We start from the raw sequence: 1,513 nt of genomic DNA on the forward strand, positions 1-1,513 counted from the left end.
GGAAATTAAAAAATTTGATTTATTGACTAGCTCCTCTGCAATCGCCGATGGAGTTAAAAAGAAACACAAAACAGTAATTCAACTTGTTCGCCATTATGTCGATGACTTAAATGAATTCGGAAGGGTGGCATTTGAAATGCGATCCTTTGATACAGACGGTGGACGACAAAAGCAGCAAGTAGCGCTACTTAATGAACAGCAGGCAACATTGTTAATTACATACATGCGTAACAATGATGTAGTCAGGGCATTCAAGAAAAGACTTGTTTCTGAATTCTTCAAGATGCGTTCTGCTTTAGCTGCCAAAAAGTTAGATAGAAATACGTCAAGATTGGAATATAAGCCAATGACCGATGCGGTCAAAAAGGCGAGAGAGGAACAAGGCAAGACTATTTCACCTCACCATTTTAGTAATGAAGCAGACTTAATTAATCGCATTGTGCTTGGTATGACGTCTGCTAAGTTTCGTGTACATAACGAAATAGGAAAGAAAGAGCCTATCCGTGATTACTTAACACCAGAACAAATACATTGCGTAACTGAATTGCAAAGAGCCAATACAGTGTTTATCTCAATGGGATGGAACTTTGAACAACGAAAGGAAGAATTAACTAAGTTGTTTAATAAAAACCATAAGCAACCGCTACTAGAAGAAATGCACAGGCTGGCAGCATAAGGATGTCACCATGAAAATAAATACAACTGGGCTAACAACAGGTCAATCTTTCGCAATTTTAGCTATATGCATGATCGCCGCGCTATCAATAAGTTTCTTTGTGTCATGGTGCTTGCTGCATATTTGGAATTGGTTTGCTGATTCAGCAGGATTCGACTTGGCAATAAGTATCAACTGGGGAACTGTGGTTGGGCTATCAGTAATTCTATGGGTTCTTAAGTCGATATTTGGCAAGAAGGAATAGGTCGCTCAGCGGCCTTTTTTATTGGGTGGAATATGAAGAAATACACAGTAACAGCAACAAAGAAAGACGGCACTACATACGAAGGCTTAATGACAACTAAAGAGCCTCGTGTAACTAATGGCCTAATCGCTATCGCACAGGCTGACGGTGCATGGATATACATTTCACCAGATGAGATTAGCAGCGTTGAATATGTGCCCGTGGTTGATGTACCTACTGACACCTTGAGTGGTGCGTAAATGAAAAAGGTCAACGTGAGCATGACTATCGCTGATAGTGAAGGTAAAGAAATAGACAGCGCCACATTTAACGTATTCAAGCGTAAAAGGGATGGGAAATTCATTGTTGAGCTCGACGGTATTGGTGAGCCATTTGCCATGCGGGTTACTGTGCTAAATAACCTTATGCGCATTGATGATGAGCCAAGTAATGTTGGAGTAATCGGATGGTTAAAGAGGTTGCTTTGCAGATAACCAATCACAAAGCTCATCATGGTGGGCTTTTTAATTTGTTATGAGGATATGAATATATGGCTAAAAGACCAGATTGGGAGGCCATCGAGTCGGCTTACCGAGCTGGCGTGATGTCACTCC

General features: G+C 40.8%; 4 protein-coding genes. All 4 read left to right on the forward strand.

Annotated elements, in window-relative coordinates:
- Positions 1-676: Rha family transcriptional regulator (locus tag PSF28_RS01070; RefSeq protein WP_272684496.1), on the forward strand; the 676-nt coding region annotated here is incomplete at its 5' end.
- 10 nt (positions 677-686) lie between these two features.
- A complete protein-coding gene (locus PSF28_RS01075) occupies positions 687-920 on the forward strand; it encodes a hypothetical protein (RefSeq protein ID WP_272684497.1) in 234 nt (77 codons plus the stop codon).
- 32 nt (positions 921-952) lie between these two features.
- Positions 953-1,159: a hypothetical protein gene (locus PSF28_RS01080; protein WP_272684498.1), complete on the forward strand. Its 207-nt coding sequence runs from the start codon at positions 953-955 to the stop codon at positions 1,157-1,159.
- The gene (locus tag PSF28_RS01085) at positions 1,160-1,393 is read left to right on the forward strand and encodes a hypothetical protein (RefSeq protein ID WP_272684499.1); all 234 of its coding nucleotides are present in this window, start codon (positions 1,160-1,162) and stop codon (positions 1,391-1,393) included.
- Positions 1,394-1,513 lie beyond the last annotated feature (120 nt).

Origin of the sequence: Providencia sp. PROV130, from assembly GCF_028482225.1 — a bacterium.
Lineage (GTDB): Bacteria > Pseudomonadota > Gammaproteobacteria > Enterobacterales > Enterobacteriaceae > Providencia > Providencia rettgeri.